19 protein-coding genes and 1 pseudogene are annotated in these 24915 nt (G+C 31.5%); 14 read left to right on the top strand and 6 right to left on the bottom strand.

All coding sequences use genetic code 11. The annotated features are described in order from the left end of the window. The first annotated feature begins 6 nt into the window (after nucleotides 1-6). Nucleotides 7-1263 carry a zinc-binding dehydrogenase gene (locus BUA82_RS06935; RefSeq protein WP_073005989.1) on the top strand — a complete coding sequence of 419 codons (1257 nt, stop codon included), beginning with the start codon at nucleotides 7-9 and terminating at the stop codon, nucleotides 1261-1263. Between the two features lie 114 nt (nucleotides 1264-1377). Here the strand turns inward: BUA82_RS06935 and catA are convergent, their stop codons facing one another. Continuing rightward, nucleotides 1378-2022: a type A chloramphenicol O-acetyltransferase gene (gene catA / locus BUA82_RS06930; protein WP_073005987.1), complete on the bottom strand. Its 645-nt coding sequence runs from the start codon at nucleotides 2020-2022 to the stop codon at nucleotides 1378-1380. Nucleotides 2023-2422: 400 nt separating this feature from the next. Between catA and BUA82_RS06925 the strand changes: the two genes are divergently transcribed. Then, entirely contained in the window at nucleotides 2423-3205 is a 783-nt protein-coding gene (locus BUA82_RS06925) for a hypothetical protein (protein ID WP_073005985.1), read from the top strand. A gap of 259 nt (nucleotides 3206-3464) precedes the next feature. On the opposite strand, the gene BUA82_RS06920 is transcribed toward BUA82_RS06925, so the two are convergent. After that, nucleotides 3465-3566 (bottom strand): putative holin-like toxin, encoded by a 102-nt coding sequence (locus BUA82_RS06920; RefSeq protein ID WP_017353723.1) that lies wholly within the window; start codon nucleotides 3564-3566, stop codon nucleotides 3465-3467. A 478-nt stretch (nucleotides 3567-4044) separates the two neighbouring features. Between BUA82_RS06920 and BUA82_RS21175 the strand changes: the two genes are divergently transcribed. The 7 genes from BUA82_RS21175 to BUA82_RS06890 all read left to right on the top strand — a co-directional run bounded on the left by BUA82_RS21175 (nucleotide 4045) and on the right by BUA82_RS06890 (nucleotide 11530). After that, on the top strand, nucleotides 4045-4170 hold the full coding sequence (locus tag BUA82_RS21175) for a hypothetical protein (RefSeq protein WP_341430183.1): 126 nt from the start codon (nucleotides 4045-4047) through the stop codon (nucleotides 4168-4170). Between the two features lie 20 nt (nucleotides 4171-4190). Next, nucleotides 4191-5183 (top strand): DUF4474 domain-containing protein, encoded by a 993-nt coding sequence (locus BUA82_RS06915; protein WP_242948934.1) that lies wholly within the window; start codon nucleotides 4191-4193, stop codon nucleotides 5181-5183. A 147-nt stretch (nucleotides 5184-5330) separates the two neighbouring features. After that, on the top strand, nucleotides 5331-6224 hold the full coding sequence (locus BUA82_RS06910; protein WP_073005980.1) for a metallophosphoesterase: 894 nt from the start codon (nucleotides 5331-5333) through the stop codon (nucleotides 6222-6224). Between the two features lie 218 nt (nucleotides 6225-6442). Then, nucleotides 6443-8815, top strand: a complete 2373-nt coding sequence (locus BUA82_RS06905; protein ID WP_073005978.1) for an ABC transporter permease — start codon at nucleotides 6443-6445, stop codon at nucleotides 8813-8815. Nucleotides 8816-8828: 13 nt separating this feature from the next. Next, entirely contained in the window at nucleotides 8829-9590 is a 762-nt protein-coding gene (locus BUA82_RS06900) for an ABC transporter ATP-binding protein (RefSeq protein WP_073005975.1), read from the top strand. A 1-nt stretch (nucleotide 9591) separates the two neighbouring features. Then, a complete protein-coding gene (locus BUA82_RS06895) occupies nucleotides 9592-10272 on the top strand; it encodes a response regulator transcription factor (RefSeq protein ID WP_073005973.1) in 681 nt (226 codons plus the stop codon). Then, entirely contained in the window at nucleotides 10259-11530 is a 1272-nt protein-coding gene (locus tag BUA82_RS06890) for a sensor histidine kinase (RefSeq protein ID WP_073005970.1), read from the top strand. Before BUA82_RS06895 ends, BUA82_RS06890 begins: the two co-directional genes overlap by 14 nt. Nucleotides 11531-11626: 96 nt before the next feature. Here BUA82_RS06890 and BUA82_RS06885 read toward each other — a convergent pair whose 3' ends face one another. Beyond that, nucleotides 11627-12613: a GNAT family N-acetyltransferase gene (locus tag BUA82_RS06885; protein ID WP_073005968.1), complete on the bottom strand. Its 987-nt coding sequence runs from the start codon at nucleotides 12611-12613 to the stop codon at nucleotides 11627-11629. 138 nt (nucleotides 12614-12751) lie between these two features. On the opposite strand from BUA82_RS06885, the gene BUA82_RS06880 reads away from it, so the two are divergent. Beyond that, a complete protein-coding gene (locus tag BUA82_RS06880; protein ID WP_242948933.1) occupies nucleotides 12752-13273 on the top strand; it encodes a hypothetical protein in 522 nt (173 codons plus the stop codon). Between the two features lie 321 nt (nucleotides 13274-13594). On the opposite strand, the gene BUA82_RS06875 is transcribed toward BUA82_RS06880, so the two are convergent. Both BUA82_RS06875 and BUA82_RS06870 read right to left on the bottom strand, forming a co-directional pair. Then, entirely contained in the window at nucleotides 13595-15442 is a 1848-nt protein-coding gene (locus BUA82_RS06875; RefSeq protein WP_073005964.1) for a methyl-accepting chemotaxis protein, read from the bottom strand. 319 nt (nucleotides 15443-15761) lie between these two features. Continuing rightward, nucleotides 15762-17108: a DUF4317 domain-containing protein gene (locus tag BUA82_RS06870; RefSeq protein ID WP_073005961.1), complete on the bottom strand. Its 1347-nt coding sequence runs from the start codon at nucleotides 17106-17108 to the stop codon at nucleotides 15762-15764. A gap of 306 nt (nucleotides 17109-17414) precedes the next feature. Here BUA82_RS06870 and polC point away from each other — a divergent pair, with 306 nt between their 5' ends. The 3 genes from polC to BUA82_RS06855 all read left to right on the top strand — a co-directional run bounded on the left by polC (nucleotide 17415) and on the right by BUA82_RS06855 (nucleotide 22992). After that, nucleotides 17415-21767 carry a DNA polymerase III subunit alpha gene (gene polC, locus BUA82_RS06865; protein WP_073005958.1) on the top strand — a complete coding sequence of 1451 codons (4353 nt, stop codon included), beginning with the start codon at nucleotides 17415-17417 and terminating at the stop codon, nucleotides 21765-21767. Between the two features lie 191 nt (nucleotides 21768-21958). Beyond that, a complete protein-coding gene (locus tag BUA82_RS06860) occupies nucleotides 21959-22285 on the top strand; it encodes a PadR family transcriptional regulator (RefSeq protein ID WP_073005956.1) in 327 nt (108 codons plus the stop codon). A 2-nt stretch (nucleotides 22286-22287) separates the two neighbouring features. Continuing rightward, nucleotides 22288-22992: a hypothetical protein gene (locus BUA82_RS06855; RefSeq protein WP_073005953.1), complete on the top strand. Its 705-nt coding sequence runs from the start codon at nucleotides 22288-22290 to the stop codon at nucleotides 22990-22992. Nucleotides 22993-23179: 187 nt separating this feature from the next. On the opposite strand, the gene BUA82_RS06850 is transcribed toward BUA82_RS06855, so the two are convergent. Next, on the bottom strand, nucleotides 23180-23734 hold the full coding sequence (locus BUA82_RS06850; RefSeq protein ID WP_073005951.1) for a helix-turn-helix domain-containing protein: 555 nt from the start codon (nucleotides 23732-23734) through the stop codon (nucleotides 23180-23182). A gap of 162 nt (nucleotides 23735-23896) precedes the next feature. On the opposite strand from BUA82_RS06850, the pseudogene BUA82_RS06845 reads away from it, so the two are divergent. After that, nucleotides 23897-24832 (top strand): annotated as a pseudogene (locus BUA82_RS06845) (DMT family transporter). The last annotated feature ends 83 nt before the right edge of the window (nucleotides 24833-24915 follow it).

Genomic DNA, 24915 nt, shown 5'->3' with positions numbered 1-24915 from the left:
ATTATTATGAAGACTAAAGCAGTTAGATTATATGGTGCTAGTGATTTAAGATTAGAAGAGTTTGAGCTTCCTGAAATAAAGGAGGATGAAATATTAGTTGAGATCATATCAGACAGCATTTGCATGTCCAGCTACAAGTGCGCAATTCTTGGAGAGAACCATAAAAGAGTACCTAAGGATGTCCATGAAAATCCTATAATTATAGGACATGAATTTGCAGGAAATATAGTTAAGGTGGGTAAGAAGTGGCAGCATCAGTTTAAGCCGGGAACAAAATTTGCTCAGCAGCCAGCCTTAAACTATAAAGGAAGCATGGCATCACCAGGCTACTCCTATATGTACTTTGGAGGGGATGCTACCTACGCAGTAATTCCTCAAGAGGTTATGGAGCTAGGTTGTTTATTAAACTATGAGGGAGACTCATACTATGAAGCTTCCCTTGCAGAGCCTATGTCCTGCATAATTGGGGCTTTCCATGCAAACTATCATACTGAGATGGGAAAGTATGTGCACCATATGGGAATAAAGGAAGGCGGAAAGACAGCAATTCTTGCTGGAGCCGGTCCAATGGGGCTTGGAGCAATAGACTACGCTCTTCATTGTGATAGAAGACCGGGATTATTGGTAGTTACTGACGTAGATGAGAAAAGACTAAGAAGGGCAGAGCAGATATTTTCTAAGGAAGAGGCTAAGAGCTGCGGAGTTGAGTTAGTATTTGTGAATACCAGAAATTTAGAGAATCCAGCTGCATATTTAATGGAGATCACTGAAGGTACAGGCTTTGATGATGTATTTGCCTTTGCGCCAGTAAAATCTGTTGTGGAACAAGGGGATAAAATCCTTGGAAGAGACGGATGCCTTAACTTCTTTGCAGGACCTACAGATATAAAGTTCTCAGGAGAAATTAACTATTACAATGTTCACTATGCATCAACTCACATCATGGGAACAACAGGGGGAAATACTGACGATTTAATCGAGTCCTTAAAGCTAACTGAACAAAGGTTGATTAATCCAGCAGTTATGTTAACACATATTGGAGGACTTGACAGCGTTGCAGAAGCAACCTTAAACCTTCCCAAGATTCCTGGAGGAAAGAAACTCATATATACCCATATTAATATGGAGCTTACTGCAATTGAAGACTTTGAAGAAAAGGGAAAGACAGATCCTCGCTTTTCTGAGCTTGCTGCTATAGTAAAGAAGAATAAGGGTTTGTGGTGCACTGAGGCTGAAAAGTATTTACTTCAAAACTGGAAGTAATATTAGGAAAAGCTAGTAGAGAAATAAAGTAAAAGGCGGTGATTATGTGTCACCGCCTTTTTTAGAGAAGAAAACTCTTAAACTTTTACTATATCTTTCAACACCTGGTTGTGTTCATAATGGAAAGGAGTTTACAGCTTCTTGTAATTCATTTATGAATCTTGATGCATGGAAGCCATCACAAACAGCATGATGAACTTGGAGTGATAATGGCAAAAGCATTTTATCATCCTGTTCAAAAAATTTACCTATAGTAAAAATTGGTAATAAATACTTAGTGCCTTTATCTATATTTAAATTAAAGCTCGTAAATATTGTCCATGGAATACTAGAAATGTTAAAGAGATTGGGGGTGATTTCAGGCTTTGCTATAGGTTTATCAATAATTCCATATTGTTCCATATCATTGAGATAGTTTTTATAAAATGATATAAAATCAGAGTTGTAGTCAGTCCAAATACTTGAAAATGTTTGTGTTCCCTTATCAAATATTGTATAGCTTGGGTTTATGATGTCAAAAACACCGACGTTACCGTCATCATCAATAGAAGTCTTAAACTCGTCATGAGCGTTAACTATAGAGGAAATACAGTAAATCATAACTGGATAAAACTTAAAATTTTGATTGTTTATCGTATTTAATAATATAGTAATATCAATATTTGTTGTCAAACTGTAAGTACAAGGGACATTATTATAATAATGCTCAAAATATTCTTTGCGTTTCCATTTTTCCATATCTATTATTTTAAATTGCATAATAACACCTCTATATAAAATATTAACAATCTTTATGGGGAATATAGGCAATATCCTAGAACGAATGTTCAAAACCCCAGCCATACATAACTACGGAATTCTTAATTTCTACTTTAGAATTATACCATAATTATGAGGATTTATACATAAGGATAAAATGGCAAAACCTCACTTGTAATAGTTATGGAGAACCGTATCACAAATAAATGCGGTTTTTAGCCTTAGGCATTGACATGACTTGCCTAAGGCTATTTTTATAGGTGGAAATACCGTATCATAAGTAAGATTTCATTTACAAATTATGTTATAATAAGTTTAAAGTAAAAGATAAATTGGAATTTATAGTGATGATTATATGAAGACGCATTATAGAATTACCTAAAAGATTTGGAGTGTTAGGATGGATTTAAAAGAATTTTATTTTCAAAATATACAAGAAGCAGAATATCATTATCGTTTTCATGATTCAATTAAGAATGTTAATAGGATATACAATATGTTTAGTGGATATGAGGATGTAGATGATTATGAATTTGAAGTGTATGATGCAGAGGAAGCGATAACAAAATTCAGGGAATTATGTCAGCCAGAGGTGAACTTTTCTAGTAGTGAAAATAAATGTTGGTTTTATCTTATAACGTATTATTTATATAAAATGGGATATGAGATAAAAGAATTTCCTAGAGTGTTAGCGAGACCACCTGTAGACCCTAGTGACTTTACTTGTGGAGAAATAAGAAACAGAATTATTGCTCAGGGAGATGATGATAATGGGACCGTTCGATATGCAGTTAGAAGAAAATTTGTTGCAAGTTTTACCTTCGAGTTGAAATCTAGCCATATTGATATAGATAATTTGATAAATCAAAAGTTTGTTGAGATATCAAATCGACAAGCATCTTTCAATAATATGAGCACAGATGAAAAACTTGCTGAGATAGCAAACTTGATAGAAAACTTATTAAAGAAGAATGGGAAGTTTATCACACCTGATTATTCTAAGATATGTTTTGATTATATTTCTAACGATATAGTGACAAGCTATAGAAAGAAAATGCATTGCTTTAGGCATGCTACAGATGAAGCAATAGCAGAAAGAAATTCCTATTCGGAAGATCAAAAGAACTTCTTTGTTGATTACGGATTGACCATTGTTAAAGTGATACATTCGTTATTGAAATAAAAATAGTCTGGGGAGAACAATTTATAATCTAATTTCATGAATTAAACAAATTCTAGATTTATAGGGTGTTAAATATTAAAAAATTATTTGTGTTTATTTTTTATAAAAATTTGATATAATATAAGTAAGAAATGCAGAAAATAAAAAAGTAGAGTGCGCTAACACTCTACTAAATATACAATTCTAGTTGCTTAGGCAACTGGTATCACTATATTTTTATAGAATAAAAATAGTAGCTTCCAATTGCGAGTCGGGGCTACTATTTTTTTGATATTTTATCTATAAGTAACACTATAAATGTTAATAGTGCTAATAGAAATAATCCACCAGTAAATAGTAACATTAAAACGTCATTACTCATTATGTATCACCTCCCTTCATAGAAGAGGTAAGTGATACCAGTAGCCCACTTTTAGCTATAAAATTGTACTTTAGAATTATACCATAATTATGTAGATTGTTTACACAAGAATAAAATGGCAAAACCTCACTTGTAATAATTATGGAGAACCGTATCACAAATAAATGAGGTTTATAGCCTTAAGCATTGATTTCGGTTGGTTAAGGCTATTTTTATAAATAAAATTCCCTATTATAATTAGTAGGAAATATTTTATAAGTTCATTAAAAGTGTACTAGATAATTTCAATAAGTTGTTAAATAGTAAGGAATCAAAAGAACAAAAGAAAAAGTTATTGCACATGATAATTTCTAAGATAACAATCAATTTTATTCAACAAAATCTTGAATAGCTACTTTAGTGATAGGCTAAGAAGGTCTACAGGTTTGTGTAAATTATATTATTTATAAAAGCCGTTAATGCCAATTAGGTTCATGGCATGAATGTTATTACAGCAGTAACAGTACAGAATACTCAAGGAGCTTTTGATGTACAGGATATAGAGCAGTTCACCCAAGATAGCTTTAACATAGTAAGCCTAAAGAGAATATTATGTATAAGGTAATTAAATCGGAGGTGATTATTTTGTTAGATATACTGAAGTGTATTTATATAGAGCCTTTATTAATGAGAAATATAGATTTTGGTCCCCATGCTTATATTTTGATTATTTTATCTGCTGTTTTAAGCGTTATAGCTATAACTGCCACTATATATAGTGCTATAAAAAATAAAGTCATAAGTAAAGAATCTCATAATAGCGAAAGAAAATGGTCTACAGGAGATAATAATTTAGATGAATTAATAGAAAGGGCAGGATATGCTTATGATAAAAATCAAGATATATTTTATTCAACTATAGATGCTTGGCAAAGAGAATATGGCTATCGTCGTTTATATGATGAAGCTGCAGCGCCTTTAGGCATGATAATAGACTGTGAGCCCATATATTTTGAATATGACGGTAAAAGATGGCTTATAGAGTTTTGGAAAGGTCAATATGACTTAGTTACTGGTGGAGAAATAGGAGTCTATGTAGCTGAAAAAGACAGTTTAGGTATCACAGGTATTTTTGATAATACCATTTACAGTGCTGTAAAAGATGAGGATATGCTCTCTATGATTTTTTATCTAAAAAAGAATGGTGAAGTATTATTTGCAAGAAGGGCTAGACATTGGTGGTTAACTGGATTTAAATTGGGTGAGTTTTCAGAGCCTTGGGAATTAACTATGAGTTTGTATATTACTCTAAAAGATAAAACTATGAGAGATGCTTTTATAGAGGGGTTAAACAAAGCAGGATACTCAAATAGGAAAATAGCCGTAAGTGGAAACACTGTAGCTATAGAATTTAAAGAGCCGCATAGTCCTCAACCTGCTACAAGGATTACTGAAACAGATAGGATAATACAAAAGAAGAATAAGATGTTATGTGAAAAGTATCAAGAAATAACTGCACCTTATGATAAACTACCTGACAAAATTAAAGCAGTTCGAGAAATTTCACCTGAAATTTATAAAAAGATTATTAATATTGGAAAGGGCAAAGAATTATTCCTCAAAAAATTTAAGAGTTAGTTAGATTAAGACTTACTTTTAGCTATGATGATTAGCTTAAATTTAGTTTCAAAAGTTAATTATCATAGTTTTTTTACATTTATAGGGGTATTTATAGCCTTACATTAATATATTTTATTATATATCAATTAAATTTTAATGTGTAAAATGAATGGATTAGAAAGGTTATCTAAGATTTTTCAATCATCAGAAGAGATAAGGTTTAATGATTACTCAAAAATTGTTCTGTTTAGCGATTGTCACAGAGGAGATGGAAGCTGGGCGGATAATTTAATGAAAAACCAGAATATTTATTTTGCAGCACTAACTTATTATTATGAGTTAAACTATACTTATATAGAGATAGGGGATGGAGATGAACTTTGGGAGAACAGTAAATTTTATGACATAGTCCATGCTCACGAAGATATATTTTGGCTTTTATCTAGGTTTTATAATAAAAATAGTCTGTATCTCATTTTTGGAAATCATGATATAGTAAAACGCAATGAAGAATTTGTAAAAGCTAATTTATATGAATATTTTGATGAGCGATGGAAAAAAAATATACCTTTATTTAAAGGTATAAAAATTCACGAAGGATTGGTTTTGAAACATCAGGATCTCGGATACAAGATTTTTTTAGTTCATGGACATCAAGTAGACTTTCTAAATTACCATTTGTGGACTTTAAGTAGATTTTTAGTTAGGTATTTATGGAAGCCTTTAGAATCCTTTGGAGTAAATGATCCTACAAGTACAGCGAAAAACTATCATAAGAAGGCGGAAGTAGAAAAGAAACTTACTCAGTGGGTAAAAAAAGAGAAGCATGCCATTATTGCAGGACATACTCATAGGCCTAGATTTCCAGAAGTAGGAGAAACTCCTTACTTTAATGACGGAAGCTGCGTACATCCTCGTTGCATAACCGCCATAGAAATTGCAGGGGGAAATATAATGCTTGTAAAGTGGTTTGTAAAAACCAAAAATGATGGAACCCTCTATATTGGAAGAGAAATATTAGCAGGGCCAAGAAAGCTTAAAAGTTATTTTAATTCATGAGGATACTATAAGGAAGCATCCACAGAATTGATTTTCACAATTCTATGGATGCTTCCTTATAGTCTAATTTACCAAGTAGTTCATTAGGATATATACACAAGAATAAAGTTGATAAAGATAATCTATATTATGAATCCAATTTTATTTAAGGATTATTTAATAATTAGAAATTTATAATTAACTCATGGCCAAGAAATAATTTATGTGAGGTAAGAATTATGTTTTTTAGAATTTTGAAAAGAGATTTAAGAAGAAAGAGATCAATGAATATTATTCTTTTAATATTCATCATATTAGCAACAACATTTTTAGCAAGCAGCGTAAATAACTTAATTTCAGTATCAGAGTCTGTTGATTACTTTATGGAGAAGGCTAAAACGCCTGATTACTTAATTTCAGCCTATGATAGGGGGATAAATGAAGAATTTGATAAGTGGATCAATACATCTAAGTTTATAAAATCTTATGATATTGACAGAAGCACAATACTTTCAAAAGATGCTATCAAAATTAAGCGAGGGGATGAAATTAAAGATTTTGAACCTTTCGGAGAAAGTTTACTTCAAGTACAGCCAAAGAAGTACGGGAAATTACTAAATGATAAGGGAGAAGAAATTATTTTAAAACCAGGAGAAATTGCTTTTTCTTTAGCTGATAAAAGTAAAAATAATTTAGAAATTGGAGATAAGGTTATTGTTACTCTTGGAAACATTAAAAAAGAATTTACAATAAAGCTGTTTTCTAAGGATGCTATTTTTGGATCAAGCATGAATGAAATAAAAAGGACCCTTATAAGCGATGAAGATTATGAGATTTTCAAATCCAATAAAGAAGCAGGCGTTATAAATAACTACTATATAATGTCAGAGGATACAGAAAAGCTTGAAAAAGAATTTAAGGGCATAGATGGTAATACAATAATTAATCTTGATAAGTCCTTTATCAAAAAAAGCTATATTCTTGATATGATGCCGTCTGCAGTTTTAATTATAGTAAGCCTCTGTCTTATATTAATTGCATTTTTAATTTTAAGATTTACAATAATTTTTACTTTGCAGGATGATTTTAAAGAGATAGGAGTTATGAAGGCAATTGGTATTAAAGAGTTTGATATTAAAAAGGTTTATTTAATAAAATATCTTGCAATAACAATAATTGGTGTAGTGATAGGGCTTCTGCTAAGCTTTCCCTTTGGAAATACAATGTTAAAGCAGTCTTCAGGAAATATATTAATAAAATCTTCCTCTGGAAATATACTGGTTAATATAGCTTGTTCTATTCTAGTAGTTTTAATAGTTCTTCTATTCTGTTACACATGTACAAGAAAATTAAATAAGTTTTCAGCAATAGATGCTATTAGAAATGGAAGCACAGGTGAAAGCTTTAAAGGTAAATCAAGACTTAAGCTTAAGAATTATAAAAATATTAGAGTGCCAGTATTTATTGCTTTGAATGATATTTTATGTAATCTTAAAAGATTTGTAATTTTAATATTAACCTTTTGTATTGGAACAATTTTAATAATTATTCCTTTAAACACAATAAATACTTTAAAAGACGGAAATATAATTAAGACCTTTGGGCTTAATTATAGTGATGTATTAATTGAAACAGATGTAATGGACAAATATACAACGGGAGTCAGCAAAGAAGAATATTTAAAGGATATGGGGGACCTTAGAAAATCCTTTAGAGATAGTGGGATAGATATGAAACTTTACGGAGAAATAATGTACAGACTTAAGTTTTATGCTGATGACAAAGATAATGTTCTTACATTAATGGCCTTCCAAGCTCAAGAAAATGATACTAATAATTACAATGTTTTAAAGGGTAGGATGCCGGAATTAAAAAATGAAGCAGCAATAACTGAAACTGTAGCTAAAAAGTTAAAGATTTCTATTGGAGATACAATTTATACACAAATATACAAGGAAAAGAAAGAATTAATAGTAACTGGCTTCTACGAAAGTATGACCAACATGGGAGAATCAGTAAGACTAAATCCTAAAATGGATATAGATTTTAAATATTTGGCAGTCACAATGCCTTTTCAAGGTAATTTTGAAGGAAATGAAGAACCCCAGGTGTTAATAGATAAACTAAGGGATAAGTATCCGACATATTCCTTTAAAAATCCACGGGAATATGTTTCAAGATATATAGGAAGCAGCTTAAGCCAACTGGATACTATGAAGAATTTAATTGTTCTAATAGTAATTTGCATTAATGCTTTAATTACAATTCTAATGATGAAAACCTTCATTATTAAAGAAAAAGGTGAAATAGCAATGCTTAAGAGTGTTGGCTTTAGAAATGGCTCAATTAGATTTTGGCAATCAGCCAGAATAAGTATAGTTCTTGTAGTTGCGATTATTTTAGGAATTATTTTATCTAAATTCCTGGGACCATTTACAATAGGTCAGATATTTGCAATAATGGGGATTCACAACATTGTATTTAAGGTAGAGGCATTAGAAGTATATGTGGTATATCCTGTTATACTGCTTGCAGTAACTACAGCTATTGCATACTTAACTGCTGGAGCTGTTAAAAAAGTAGATTTGAAAGAAATTAATAATATGGAATAAGGTGGGTTTTGAGATGAGTTCATTAAAGGTTAAAGATTTATGTAAAACTTATATTATAAATAAAATGCAAAATAATGTTTTGAGAAATTTAAACTTTGAAATTAACGAAGGTGAAATGGTGGCTATCATGGGGCCTAGTGGCTCCGGTAAATCAACCCTTCTTTACACAGTCAGTGGAATGGATCATATAACTGCGGGCAAAGTACATTATTTTGGAAAGGAAATCAGTACACTTACTGCAAATGAAATGAGTGATTTAAGACTTGATGAAATGGGATTTATTTTTCAACAAATGCATATGTTAAAAAACCTTTCAATATATGATAATATTATATTACCAGCATATCAGTCAAAAAAAAGTAAAGATAGAAAAGAAATCAATGATAGAGCAAGAGAATTAATGCATAAGCTTGGAATAAGTGAAATAGCAGAAAATGATACAAACGAAGTTTCTGGTGGACAGCTTCAAAGAGCTTGTATATGCAGGAGCTTGATTAACTCACCAAAGATGATTTTTGCTGATGAGCCAACGGGCGCTTTAAATCAGCAAAATTCTAAAGAAGTTATGAAGGAGCTTAATAGAATTAATCAAGATGGTACAACTATTATGCTTGTTACCCATGATATGAAGGTTGCAGCCAAGAGTGACAGAATAATGTATATTGAAGATGGATCAATAAAAGGTGAAATTTCTTTAGAAAAATTTACTCATGAAAGCAGTTTTAAGGAAAGAGAGAGAAAGGTCAATAATTGGCTAATGGAGATGGGATGGTAATATGGTAGATTTGCTTCTGGTAGAGGACAACCTAGAACTTGCGGATTTAATTTGCACTTTTTTAAAAAAGGATCGTTTTAGCATTATAAGTGTGGATAGTGGAGAAAAAGCATTAGAATTTCTTCATAAGGATGTTGCAAAGATTGTTCTTTTAGACATAATGCTTCCTGGTATAGATGGTTTTACAGTGTGCTCCAACATCAGGAAAAATCATAATACACCAATTATAATAATGAGTGCAAAGATTGATAAAGAGGACAAGCTTAATGGTTTTACACTGGGGGCTGACGATTATATTGAAAAGCCAGTAGACGTTGATGTTTTAAGCGCCAAGGTTTCAGCATTAATGAAAAGAAACTATGAGCTTAAAGTTAAACATACTATTATAAATTCAGGTGCTATTTCAATTAATAAAGAGGCAAATGAAGTGTATCTGGATGGGAAACTATTAAACATGACCGCAAAGGAGTTTGAGCTATTGCTTCTACTAGTAGAAAATCCGGGTAAAACTTTAAGAAAGGATTATATATTTAATAAAATCTGGGGTGCAGAAAGTTTTAGTGAAGATCAAACCCTAACTGTTCATATAAAGATGCTCAGGGATAAGATTGAAGATAATCCTAAAAAGCCGCAACGGATCGTAACTCTTTGGGGGGTAGGCTATAAGTATGAAGAAATTTGACAAAGTAATCTCTATTCTTATTGTTGTTTATTTAGCAACTTCCATTGGGTTGCTTGCCCTATTTCAAGGAATTAATAATAAATCAAACGGTGAATATAAAGTAGAAATAAACAGAATATATTTAGGCTTAGTAGAGGGGGATTCCTTTACTGAGCCTGATTTAACTTCTTATAAATTTATAAAATCAGTGTCATTTTTACCTAAATCTGTACATACAAGCATAGAGGATATTAATGAATTTTATAAAAGTACAAATGGATTAAAATACGAGATTAAACCTTGGTATGATGGAGATAAATTATTAGGTTATTTAAAATTTAATTATGCAGACTCAGTTTCAGATAAGAGTATTTTGTTAAAAATGCAATTTGTTTTATTTATTTTTGCAGCAATAATAATTTCAGTTCTATTGTATGTTAAAAATTCAATTCTCAAGCCTTTTAATGTTCTAAGCGAAATGCCTTACGAATTATCAAAAGGTAATTTAAAAGAAGATATAAAAGAAAATAAAAATAGATATTTTGGTAAGTTCGTTTGGGGAATTAATGTACTTAGAGAAAATTTAGATTATCACAAAATACAAGAGCTTAAACTAGAAAAGGAAAAGAAACTTTTACTTCTTTCAATTTCACATGATATAAAAACACCGCTAAACACAATTAAGCTTTATGCCAAGGCTATAGAAGAAAATGTTTACGATACTAATGAAAGAAAGGTGTTAGCGGCAAAGCAAATACAAGAAAAATCATTAGAAATTGAAAATTTCGTAAAAGAAATAATTAAAACATCAAGTGAAGATATCCTTGAAATTGAAGTTAAGAATGATGAATTTTATTTAGAGGATTTAATAGATAAAGTAATAATAATTTATAAAGAAAAGTGTAATTTGAAAATGATAGATTTTATTGTTGAAGACTATAGTAATAAATTAGTTAAAGGGGATTTAGACAGAGTGCTTGAGGTTATAGGAAATATCATAGAAAATGCCTTTAAGTACGGTGATGGAAAGGAAATTAAAATATCTTTTTATGAAGAAGATTATTGCCAGCTTATTAAAATATTCAATAGTGGAGAAACAATAAGTGAAAATGAGTTCAATCATATTTTTGATAGCTTCTATAGAGCTAGTAATGCAAAAGACAAGCAAGGAAATGGTCTGGGGCTTTATATCTGCAAATATATAATGGAAAAGATGGATGGAGAAATTTTTTCAGAGTGCGAAAGGGAAGGTATGAGTTTTACATTAGTATTAAGGTAGATAATTTATTAAATAAATGGGAGCATCCACAGAAATGTGTAAATTAATTCTGTAGATGCTCCATGACTGTCACCATAATGCATAATAAAGTATAGGCTATTTATATAAAACATGTATGGTCTCTAAATAGTTAAATTTATACCCAACCCAGTTACTAATATTGATGGCAGGTTTATTTTCAGGATGATGACATACAAATGCTTGCTCAAAATCAACAGTTTCAAATAGCCTTTTATACATAGATGCATAAAGCCATTTTCCTAAATTTCTTCCCCTATAGGATTTTTTAACTCCAATCATAAATTGGTAAGGAAAACCAGGGTCGTTATTATTTACAGAGACATTTGATTTAGCAATCATTTCATTACTTGAGTTGAAAATCATATAGCAATGATGACTAATATTTCTTTTTTTATTAGAGTCGTTAATTTGTCTTTGTTTATCAGGGGTTATAATATATTTTACATAACCATCTTCCTTTACATCTGGCATATCTTCCATAGTCTCCATAAATAAGTCACAATATTGTTTAATATACTCATCTGAAATAATATTAGTATATTTAATGGTAAGGTCGTTATTTTTGGCTTCATACTCTTTTATAGATTTATTAAGTATTCCTATATGGATGTCTTCTTTTTTCAAAGTATAATAGTTACCTCTTAAGTTTACCTTGTTGGTATATTTTCCTATTACTTCTTCTAGTTCATTATTATATGTAACTAATGCAAGTTCACCATGCTGATTTAACTTATCTTCAATTAATTTATTTATAGATTTAAGTATAGGTTCATCAATTGTTAAATCACACAAGAGTATACTTAATCTATATTGTTCTTTTCCACTCCAATCAGCAGACTTAGTGCAATTTAATATTCCACATATTAGAGAATTCTTTTCAAGTATAAATATTTCATTATCAGTTTCAATAAAGGCTGATAAAAATAAATCTTTATAGCTATCAATGTTCTTAAAGCGATCCAAGAGATTATATTTTTTTACCATATACTTATTGATTAAATATAAATCTTCAATTTCATTTGTTGTCAAATTTTTAGGATTAATTTTATAAATTTTACACATTATTTTTTACTCCCCCCATACGCTGGCTATTACCCAATATATAACATTATATCATTTTATTGTATGATAAAATGATATAATGTTATATATTTAATAAATAGTACATTGGGGGTTGGGTACATGTTATAATTATATAAAATGAAATTATTAGAATATATGCAAGGAGATGAGCTTATGAAATTTAGAATTATTTCATTACCACCGTTTAAAGCTGCTTCATCAGGCGTTGATAAGAATTTTGATTTTTCTGCAGAAGGAATATTGGGAAAGTTTGATGCATATTTTTCTGACATTAAGCCATTGCCACGAGATAACTTTATGCCTCGAGATTTTTTGTTTTTTGACCCTGTAAAGCAAGGTATGGTTTGGTGGTGGGCACTAAATGAGGACATGGATAGCGGCAATAACGATGTAGTTGACTTTGATGGCGGATATTATCTTACTTACACATATAGAGACGGCGATGAAGAAATGGGTAGTAAATTGTATAATGAGGCTATAGAATATATTAATAAATCTGAGTTATTTGAACTGGATGAACGTAATAACCATTATAGTATGGGTCATATTATTACTCCACAGGATATTATCAAGGCACAGGGATGGGCCCAGATGGAAACATTTATACCAATTAAGCTAATAACGAAACATGGTAGATAATAAGGGGAATCTATTATGAAAAGAAAAATAATTTTAAATTTAGCCATTAGTCTTGATGGATAATAATACCAATAGAAGTAAAAGCAGCAGAACATGTTAGAGCTAAGAGTTTGCAATAATATATAAAAAAATATCAACCTAAATATGCTATAAGAGTATCCGGCAAAAACTTTGGTTTTGAAAATAGAATTAAATCAACTCTACTTTATGCAACCTTTTTAATTTAAAATTAAGGAATTTAAAAACCTTCAAATGGAGAAATTATTTTATCCATTTGAAGGTTTGATTTATTATATACTATTTTTAACTGTTTTGTATTTGTTAAATAACAAATTTTCCAACTATTTCATTCATGTTCTTAAGCTCTTTTAGGATTTCTGCAGATTGCATTTGCATTGTATTAGTCCCAGAATTGAACTCTGATGTTTTATCAGCTATACTTGAGACCTCTTTTGCACTTTCATCTGTTGCTTTAGAAACATTTTCGATTGAAGTAATAATATCATTGATGGATGAGTATACTTCTTCGGTGGTAGCGCTGAAATCTGAAATAAGCTCATCAAGAAATGTTGCATCCTTTTGGTATTCCTTTGCACCTTTAATCATTGAATTGTAGGAATTCATTACATCGTTATTAACAAAATTTAATAGTTTATTAGCATTGTTTGCAAGATTGTCAACTGATGAAAGAACAACACCTGTAACATTCTGTATCTCATTAACAGTATTCTTTGAACTTTCTGCCAGCTTACGTATTTCATCTGCAACTACAGAGAATCCTTTTCCAGATTCTCCAGCTCTTGCAGCCTCTATTGCCGCATTAAGGGCAAGAAGATTTGTCTGAGAAGTAATTTGAAGGATAGAATCAGATAAAGCATGAATTTTATTAACAGTTTGTACTTGTGCAAGAGCTTCCTCAAGTGAATTTTTTACACTATTGAATATAGTATTTGCATGTTCAATTGAGTTCTCAAATTCATTGGTAAGGTTTTCAGCTCTTTTTTGAATTTTTTGTGATGCTGTAGCGCCTTCTTCAGCTCTTTTAGCTATCAATTCAACAGCCTTGTCAATTTCATTGGAGTTATTATTCATTTCATTAGCTGTGGCAAAGGTCTCTTCCATATTTGCTGAAAGTTCTTCTGTAGCAGCTGAAATGTCTGTAACACCATCATTTATTTTAATAATTGTATTATTTAAGGTCTCTACAGATTCTGTAGCTTTATTGGAAGCATGGACTACATTTGTTATTATTCCTCTAAGGTTGTCTATGAATAGATTGACACTGTTGGCAAGCTCGCCCATTTCATTTTTAGAATTAACAATAATTTTTGTAGTAAGGTCTCCGCCAGCTTTTGAAAGTTCATCTAATTTATCTTTAAGTATATGTATACTGCGAATAACTGATCTTAACATTATCCAAAGTATTATAAGTAGTATTGCAAAGGATAAAGATAGAGAAATTATACCAGCAATGCTAAGGATTAAAACTTTATTTTTTGCATTGTCTACAGCAAGTTTAGTACGTGCATCAAGTTTTTCGAAAAATTCATTAATAGGTTTCATGATATTTGCTTTGATAGTCATATAGGTTTTGTCATGCATTATACGAATTGCTGTTTGTTGAGGAGTTTCACCAGGTAGCATAGCATTTTTTTCTGATGTACCAAATTTCCCATCAACTAAATTCATTGCAATTACTTCCGTATTAACAAGACCATCTGAGTTTTTATTAGCTTGCTCTAAAAGTGCTAGCTCTTCACTGGAGAAATTCAAGTCTTTCATTATATCTAAAAGGGATTTTTTAATAATTGAGTCTGGAGTTGGGTTCTTTCCATCAACAGCTGCAAAATCCCAGAATATTTGCTCATACTTTTCAGGACGTGGTACTTTTCCGTTCCTTATGTCAAGAATAGCATTATATTCTCTGAGATACTCCTTAGCTTGTGTAGGATCTGACTGCTTTGTTACAACATAAAGTCGTGCTAGTCTTGTAAGATCATCAGAAGATTGTCTTAATTCATCTGCTGCTTGGTAGCTCTTATACCTTATATCTTCTACATTAGCAAGATTAGTCTGAGATGATTTAAGAGACATTAAAATAGCAAGAGTGCCTATTAGGCAGGCAGCAATTAGTGAAAAACCTCCTATTATTACTTTTTTAATACTCATACAAATTCCTCCCGTTATTATTTAAATTAATTAAATTTGACAATTAAATTCGACAAATTAATCTAAAATCCTTTTTTATTCTACAAAAAGTTATTTTTTAAGAAGTCATAAACTATTTATAAAACTAGAAGCTATATTTATTGCAAAGAAGTATTAGAAGAGGAATTTTAAAAATTATATTCTGAAATTAACTAATGTTTTTCAACAAACCTATAAATATATTAAAAAAGTCCAAATAAAAACTACGTAGAATTATGTTTCTACGTAGTTTTTTGCATTGATCCAAATTTATTACTATCACATCTATAATAGAGTGAACTTAAATCAAATCATCTAACCCATTAACGGTAGTTTGTTCATTCTCATTAATAGGAATAATTATGCATTTTTGGCCGTCGATTATTTGAGATTTTATTTGATGTATTTTTTCAGGTTTTACTTGAAGTATAACGTCATAATTAGAAGTAGCCTTATTATCTTCTGAATTTGTATCCTGAGTTTCTTCTAAATTACTTCCTAATGGTTCTTCTAAAATCACATCATCATCAACGTCTTTAGATTCCTGAGTCTCATTATCTACAGCGGCCTCTTGTTTAACCTTCTCAAGTCTAGTTTGAAGTATTTCTACCTGTTTTTGAAGGTGTTCTTCCCTTTTTCTTTGTTCATTTGCCTTAAGTGTCTTTGCGTCTATTAAACTTTCTGCTAATGGAAGGTCATCACCAAAGCTTTCTACATAGGATTTTTCAATCTTAGTAGTAATTTCTTCCGGGACGCCGCTTTCTATTAAAAGGTTTTGTATATCCTTATTTGTTAAGGTTATTGGCTCGCAATCTGTATCTTCATATGTTGAATTGTACTCATCTATCATAGTATTTAGGTTTTCTTGCACTTCCATAAAGATTTTATCAGCCTTCCTTTCATCAGTACTAAAGGAGTCTTTAATAAGTGACTGAAAGGTTTCTTTTTGTATAGCAGCAGTTTGTTTTGAATAGCAGCCTAAAGCGTTTTCCATTAGTTCAGGATGTGTATCCTTTGCATTTTTTGTGTAATACATAATAGAGTTAACGTCTGAACTACGTTGGATAAAGGCAGGGAATACAAAGCCATTAGTTGGAGATTCAACTACCCAATCTCTAATACGCGCTTTTATTTTGTTTTCTTCCTCAAAGTATCTAAGACCAGGTTCTGAAAGGGAAACAGGACATATTGCACATAGCACATATTCATATACTTCTTCAGATTCATCTATCTTAGCATTATCGGTAGTTTTAGTAATAACATCATAAGCATCGTGAAAGATAAGTATTAAAAAGTTGCCTGTATAATCATAGCTATTTATAATGGAATCATAAAAATCATCCAGGAGAGCATCGTCCTTTAATTGACTGTTTTTAAGCTGCATAAGGGAAATTTGTCTTTCATTTATAAGATCATCATTAATTGGAAAGTTAAGTTCTAAAATATTATTTCCAATAGTTCCTGACAGTACTTTTTTTGCAATTTCCAAGTACTTAAAGTATTCATCCTCGTCTAAATTTAGAAAGGTTTCTCTAAATTTTAAAATAATATGCTTTTCCCCATTAACATAGCAGCCACACATTTTAGTGAAGGTGCAATAGTCTTTCTTTAAACGTTTTTTTAGTTCAAGTATATCTTTTTTTCTCATATATAAACCCCTTGACTTAGTATTTTCTATTTGTAGGTATTACTTATTATATTATTAAGTATAGTGTTTTTTTCATATTTATTAAAGCTATTTATATAGGAGAAAATACATTATCATAAGCACTAAGGTTTATAATTAATTTTACTATTTGTTTTTTTATTGTAAGTTTGATATTCCACCATAATTATGTAGAATATATATATGGGTATTAGGTAGAGATTAACATCTCTCTTGATATAGTAAAATGCAATTATTACTATTATAATAGTAGAGTGCTAAAAATTTTAAGGAGAAGGTTACGAAAATATGAAAAGAATAAATGAAATTTTTAGTGATTATAATTCAATGGGAAATATAAATGCTGCTATTGTAGAAGGTGTAATTATAAATAAAAGAAGTAAATGCTTAGAGATGAAAATAAGCTCAGATAAATACATTGGATTAAGAGAAATTGAAGAACTTAATAGATTTATAAGAAAAAGATTTGCCCTTCTAGACTCTATAATTACTGTAAATTATGGTGAGGGAATGGATAAAAAGCTCACAGAAGAGGAACTGATGGATATTGTATTTACAGTGGCAGATAAATATCCTGCGCTAAAAGTTATGCTAAACCAAAGTGAATATGAAGTGGATAAAGATACTATAACCTTTAATTTTAAAGCACCGGTATCAGGTTTTTTGAAATCCATGCACTATGATAATAAAATTGGTAAGGCTATAAAAAACTTGTATGGCATTACTTATAATATTAATTTTGTTGATAAGGTAACTAGTGAGGAGTTACTTCTTCAAGGTGAAGCACGTAATAAGGAAATACTGTCTATTACCAGGGAAATTAAGGCTAATATAAATAATAATACAGCTAAATCACCTCAAAAAGATGCAGAGAATAAAGAATATTTAAAAGAAGAAAAGGGTGGAAAAAAGGGTGATCCATTCTTAATATTAGGCAGAAGTTCTAAAATTAAGGAGCCGGTAATAAAGATTACTGATATTACCCCAGATGAGGGTAGAGTAGCTATTGAAGGTGAAATATCTAATATAGAAGCAAAGGAATTAAAAAGTGGAAAAATATTAGTTTCCTTTGATCTATACGATGGTTCAAGTTCTATGACTTGTAAATCCTTCTTAAAACCAGATGAAGAGGATGTAGTATCTAGACTGAAAAATGCTAAGGGTGTCAGGCTTGCTGGAAATGCTGGCTTCAGTAAATTCTCTGAGGAAGTTGAGATGATTGCTAATACTATAATAGAAACAGAAGGTGTGAAGAGGGTTAAGAGGCAGGATAACGCAGAGGTGAAGAGGGTAGAGCTGCACATGCATACCCAGATGAGTCAGATGGATGCAATGACTAGTGCTACAGACTTGATTAAAAGAGCCATGAGTTGGGGTATGAAATCCATTGCCATTACGGACCATGGTGTAGTGCAAGCATTTCCTGAGGCCCATAAGCTTTTAGGAAGAGATAATCCGGATATGAAAGTTCTATATGGAGTGGAAGCCTATTTAGCACCAGATAAAAAACCAGCGGTAACAAATCCGAAGGGACAGAGCATTGATACTACCTATTGCGTGCTAGATTTGGAGACTACAGGCTTTTCAGCGGTAACTGAAAAAATTACTGAAATAGGAATTATGAAATATAAAGAAGGAAAGGTAATAGATCAGTTCAGCTGCTTTGTAAATCCTGAAAAACCTATTCCTGCAAGGGTTATTGAGATTACAAATATAACTAATGACATGGTAAGAGATGCAGAAACCATAGAACAGGTCTTCCCTAAAATGTTGGAGTTTATTAAGGGAAGTGTTTTGGTTGCACATAATGCTGCCTTTGATGTAGGTTTCTTAAAACATAATGCCAAAGTTCTAGGTTACGATTTTGATTTTACATATGTAGATACACTGACCTTGGCTCAGGAAGTTTTCCCTCAATATAAAAGCTATAAATTAGGAAGAATTGCTAAAAATCTTGGCATAAGTGTAGATGTTGCTCACAGAGCATTAGATGATGTAGATACTACCGTTAAGGTATTTAAGGTAATGCTTGATATGCTAAAGGAAAGGGGAGCACAAACCCTTGAGGAGATAGATATATACGGTTCTGACGAGGTGGCTAAAAAGGAAGAATATAAAAAGCTTAGAACCCATCATGCAATAATATTTGCTAAGAATTATGTGGGATTGAAGAATTTATATAAATTAGTGTCTTATTCAAGTTTAGACTATTTCTATAAAAAGCCTCGTATATTAAAAAGCATGTACAGAAAATATTCAGAAGGATTGATTCTTGGAAGTGCTTGCAGTGAAGGAGAGCTTTATCAGGCGATACTTCTTGGAAAATCCGATGAGGAGATTGAAGCTATAGCACAGGAATATGACTATTTAGAAATTCAACCTCTAGGAAATAATGATTACTTAGTAAGGAATGGTCAAGTACCTCATAGGGAATATCTAAAGGAAATTAATAAAAAGATTGTACAGCTGGGAGAAAAGTTAAATAAGCTTGTAGTGGCAACAGGAGATGTTCATTTCATGGATCCTGAGGATGAAATATACAGGCGTATATTGGAGGCAGGTCAGGGCTTTAAGGATGCAGATAATCAAGCACCATTATATTTAAGAACTACTGAGGAGATGCTTCAGGAATTTTCCTATTTAGGGCAGAAAAAGGCCTATGAGGTGGTAGTTACAAATACCAATAAGATAGCAGATATGTGTGAACAAATTAGCCCAATTTCACGGGAAAAGGCTACACCTCATATAGATGGTTGTGAGCAGACTATTAAGGATATTACCTATGAAAGAGCTCATGAACTTTATGGAGATACACTTCCAGATTTAGTTCAGCAAAGACTTGAGAAGGAACTAGATTCCATTATAAAAAATGGTTTCTCGGTAATGTATATAATCGCTCAAAAGCTAGTATGGAAATCCAATGAGGACGGATATCTGGTTGGTTCTAGAGGATCTGTTGGTTCCTCTGTAGTTGCATATATGACTGGTATAACGGAAGTAAATGCTTTGCCAGCTCATTATAGGTGCCCGAAATGTAAGTTTTCGGATTTCTCCGATTACGGTGCTAAAATCGGATTTGACCTGCCTGATAAGCAATGTCCAGTTTGTGGAGAAGAGCTTGCTAAGGATGGTATAGATATTCCTTTCGAAACCTTTTTGGGCTTCAATGGAGATAAGGAACCAGATATAGACTTAAACTTCTCAGGAGAATATCAGGCAAAGGCCCATAGATATACAGAGGTTATCTTTGGAAAGGGCACAACCTTTAAGGCGGGGACTATAGGCACCATAGCAGAAAAAACAGCCTTTGGTTATGTGAAAAAGTATTTTGAAGAAAAAAACCTTACAGTAAATAAAGCAGAAACATTGAGAATCTCAAAGGGTTGTACTGGTATAAAAAGAACCACTGGGCAGCATCCTGGTGGAATCATAGTTGTACCTAAGGGGAGAGAAATCTTTGAATTTTGCCCTGTACAGCATCCAGCAGATGATCCAAATTCAGATATTATAACAACGCATTTTGACTATCACTCCATTGACCAGAATTTATTGAAACTGGATATACTGGGTCACGACGATCCAACAGTTATTAGAATGCTGCAGGATATAACAGGAGTAGACCCACAAAAGATTCCTATGGATGATAAGGAGACCATGTCTATATTTTCATCCACAGAGGCTATAGGGGTAACACCACAGCAGATAAATTCCAAGGTAGGAACCTTTGGAATCCCTGAATTTGGTACCAAGTTCGTAAGAGGAATGCTTTTAGATACAATGCCAAAAGCCTTTATGGATTTAATATGTATATCAGGACTTTCTCACGGTACTGACGTATGGCTGGGAAATGCTAAGGACTTAATTGATTCAGGAACGGTTACCAGCATAAGTGAGGCGGTTTGTACTAGAGATGATATTATGGTTTATCTTATCAAAAAAGGCCTTCCCCCTAATACTGCCTTCAAGATTATGGAGACGGTGCGTAAGGGTAAAGCCCTAAAGGACCCAAAGTTCCCTGAGTATGAGGCTTTAATGAGAGAACATGATGTGCCTGAATGGTACATAGATTCTTGTAAAAAGATAAAATACATGTTCCCTAAGGCCCACGCTGCAGCCTATGTAATGATGGCCTTTAGAATAGCTTGGTTTAAGGTTCACATACCTAAGGCCTATTATGCAGCATACTTCAGCATTAGAGCAAAAGCCTTTGATGCAGAATTTATGATTTTTGGAAAAGATAAAGTTAAAGCAAAGATGAAGGAAATTGAAATGATGGGTATGCAAGCGCCACCTAAGGATAAGGATATGTATGATGACTTGGAATTGGTTTTGGAGATGTACGAGAGGGGCTTTGAATTCCTTCCTATTGATTTATATAAATCTCACGCTACAAAATTCTTGGTAGAAGAGGATGGCTTAAGGCCACCTATAAACAGTATATCCGGCATGGGAAATGTGGCTGCAGAAGGCATATACAATGCAATACAAGAAGCAGTACAAACAGAAAAGCCAATAAGCTCTATAGATAATCTAAAGAAACGTGCTAAGATTGGTAATTCTGCAATAGATTCACTTAGAAAATTTGGTTGTTTAAACGGTCTTCCTGAAAAGGATCAATTGAGTTTTTTTGATGCGATTTGATAATAAAATTGTATGAAGATATCGGTAGTAAGGCAAGATTAGTATCCACCATTAAATCCACGGCAGAAATGCCGTGGATCTTTTATGCTCAGTATAAGATATAGCTTGGCAAAGCACTTGATTTATAGCTACTATGTGGTACAATATAGTTAAAGACTACTATGTGGTGCAAGGGAGGCGGCAAACAAATAATGTATGATAAATCACAAATGATGCGGGGGACATTAGAAGGGTGTATTTTAAAAATTATAAGCAGTGAGCCCACATATGGCTATGAAATAGTCATGACACTTCAGAAATTTGGTTTTGAGGATGTAAAGGAAGGTACTATTTATCCGCTTCTAATGAGGTTGGAGAAAAAAGAGATCATATGGTCAGAGTTTCGTTCCTCTCCATTAGGTCCAAGCAGAAAATATTATTCTCTTACGGAAGCAGGAAGAAACCTTTTGTATGATTTTACTCAATGTTGGCTTAGTGTATCTGATACCGTTAATACTATTTTAAAATTGGGGGAATAACAGTGGGTAATTATTTTAAAAGTATATTTAATTCCAATGAATTTGATATTTTAGTTAAAGAGAATAAATTAAGATCTGAATATCTTTCCGTTGAAAATAAGAGTATCATTAAAAAACTTATAAACCGCCTTTCGGCTTCAAAACTCTCAGCATTTGATATACAAATATTCCAAAAGGATTTTATAGGAATGGCATTAGAAGTGGAACAGAGGGGAGAGACCTTGAGTAGCGTAATAGGAAATGATATGAACTCATTTTGCGATGAAATTATTAAAAATGGCAGGAAAAAAAGTTTTAAAGAAACTGTAATCCTAGCTATACCCTCGGCACTACTTGGCTTGACACTTATATACGGAATTATCTATATCCTAATAAATTCCTGTGCACCAATTATAAAGGTAACTCTCCGTGACAGCTTTTTTTATCTTTTTTGGATTTTAATAGTCATACCTTTGAGAAATTATTTAAGTGGGAGAGCTGAATTTGAAAGTAAATTCAAAAAAGCACTTTTTTCCTGTATTTCCCTTGGAATTTTTGCTTTTCTCCTATTTTTTGATAATATTTTTCTATCAAAAGATGTTATCTTATTTCAAGTTATAGGATGGATTCCCTTGGCAGCTTTATTTGTTCTTCTGATGATAGCTTATTTCCTTAGGAACAATTATCTCCATAGGCTTGCAAAAGGATATAATTGGAGCGATAGATAACAATGTAAAAAATTAATATTATAATTTTATAAGAATAAAAATAGTAGCATCCAAGTTGGGGCTACTATTTTTTGAGATTCTTTTTATAAGTAACACTAAAAGTTACAATCAAAATCTTTGATTGTGTCACAGAAACTTTCACAGAGTGTATCTATGTAGAATATATATACAGGTGTAAAATAGAGAATTACTTAAAATAAAATATTATATTTTGAAATACCGTCTTGTTTTCACTTGTATTTTTATAGGTATGTGTTTTGTTAGCCATAAATCTTATAGAATTTCCTTTTTGAAGTACATACTTTTTATCATTTATACTTAACTCAATTTCACCCTCTGTAACTATAATGTATTCTTCAACCCCATCATTATGAGGGGTAGATATATGGTTGCAGCCTGGTTCTAATTCTATAGTAAATAGTTCAAAACCCTTATTAGCATCAAATGGAAATATCGGATATAGAAGCATCCTATTGCTATCTTCTATTATTGGAGTAATATTCTTTTGATGTATTACTTTTAAATCCTCTTGATTTTCGTCAATAAATAATGAAAAAGATACCTTTAATCCAGTTGCAATTTTCCATAGTGTAGAAACTGTTGGATTTGACTTCCCTCTTTCTATTTGACCCAGCATAGCTTTACTAACACCAGTTAATTTAGCCACTTCATCTAAACTTAAATTTCTTTTATTCCTTATGTCCTTCAATTTACTACCTATTATTAAATTTAAATCTTCCATAACGTAACTCCTTTTAATTATAGAATCTTGTATGCTATAACATATATTATATTACTTTATTGATTATGTAAAGTTTGTGTTGTATAATATAACAGATTAATATATATTATAACATACAAATGTACGTTGATTTATTACTATAAATAAACATAGGGGGATAAAATGACCAAAGCATTTATATTAGGAATATTAGCATCTTTCTTTTTTGCATTTACCTTTATACTTAATGGGCAAATGAACATTTCTGGAGGAAGTTGGCTGTGGAGTTCAGCTTTAAGATATATTTTTATGTTACCAATTCTGCTTATTATCATGATTATAAAAAATCAGTTGTTTGATGTACTAAAGGATATAGCAAAAAAACCTCTTCAGTGGTTTGGCTGGAGTACAGTGGGCTTCGGCTTATTCTATGCTCCTTTAACCTTTGCATCAGTATATGGTGAAGCCTGGTTAGTGGCTGGAACTTGGTAAATAACCATAATTGCAGGAGCACTTCTCACCCCATTATTTTATAGAGTTGTACCTACTGAAAATGGAATTATTAAAATAAGAAATAAGATTCCTAAGAAATCATTGTTAATGTCTTCAATAATTTTATTAGGTATATTTCTTATGCAAATTCAACAGGTAAAGGATATTTCTATCACAAAAGCATTTATAGGGATTATTCCTGTTATTATAGCCGCATTTTCCTATCCTCTTGGTAATCGAAAAATGATAGAAGTTTGTAATAATAAATTTAATACCTTTCAAAGAGTATTCGGCATGACACTATGCAGTATGCCATTTTGGATAATTATATCAGCATTTGGACTATCCTCTGCTGGTTTGCCAAGTGGTGGACAAGTAATTCAATCATTAATTGTAGCTATCTTCTCTGGAATTATTGCTACCATATTATTTTTTAAAGCCACAGACATAGTAAGCGGCGATACATATAAATTAGCAATCATAGAGTCAACACAGGCTGGGGAAGTAATATTTACTTTATTAGGTGGAGTATTTGTTTTCCATGATAAAAGTCCCACATTTATTAGCTTAATAGGGATAATCATAGTGATTATTGGAATGATCTTAAGCAGCCTTATTAAATCATAGAAATTATCATAATTATCTTACAAATAAAAAGATTATACTGTAAAATTAATTTAATAATATAAAGCTCAAAAGTAGAATCTGAA

The sequence above is a fragment of the Clostridium amylolyticum genome (genome assembly GCF_900142075.1).
GTDB lineage: Bacteria > Bacillota > Clostridia > Clostridiales > Clostridiaceae > Clostridium_AA > Clostridium_AA amylolyticum.
This window is presented reverse-complemented; position numbering and strand designations above follow the sequence as displayed.